This is a genomic window from Nocardia brevicatena NBRC 12119, assembly GCF_000308495.1.
Taxonomy (GTDB): Bacteria; Actinomycetota; Actinomycetes; order Mycobacteriales; family Mycobacteriaceae; genus Nocardia; species Nocardia brevicatena.
Map to the genome: position 1 here is coordinate 1 of NZ_BAFU01000031.1, position 492 is coordinate 492.

Consider the following 492-nt stretch of genomic DNA (forward strand, 5'->3'; position numbering starts at 1 on the left):
TGCCGCCCGCCCGGGTGGTGCGTCGGGACGGTGATGACACCTATTTGGTGGTGGCGGCGGATAAGGGGACGGCGTCGTTTTCCGATATCGCCAATGAGGTGGCGGTGGGGTATGGGTTCTGGTTGGGGGATGCGTTCGCGTCGGGTGGTTCGGCGGGGTATGACCACAAGGCGATGGGGATTACGGCGCGGGGGGCGTGGGAGAGTGTGAAGCGGCATTTCGCGGAGATGGATGTCGATACCCAGTCGCAGGATTTCACTGTGGTGGGTGTGGGGGATATGAGTGGGGATGTGTTCGGGAATGGGATGTTGTTGTCCGAGCACATTCGGTTGGTGGCGGCGTTCGATCATCGGCATATCTTCTTGGATCCCGACCCCGAGGCGCGGGAGTCGTTCCGGGAGCGCAAGCGGTTGTTCGAGTTGTCGCGGTCGAGTTGGGCCGATTACGATAGATCGCTGATCAGTAAGGGCGGCGGCGTCTTCGACCGCACCG

At 62.2% G+C, this 492-nt stretch carries 1 protein-coding gene; it reads left to right on the plus strand.

Annotation, left to right across the window (positions count from 1 at the left end):
* Positions 1 to 492, plus strand: a 492-nt coding sequence (locus ON20_RS06450; RefSeq protein ID WP_040834039.1) for an NAD-glutamate dehydrogenase domain-containing protein, incomplete at both ends; no start/stop codon positions are given.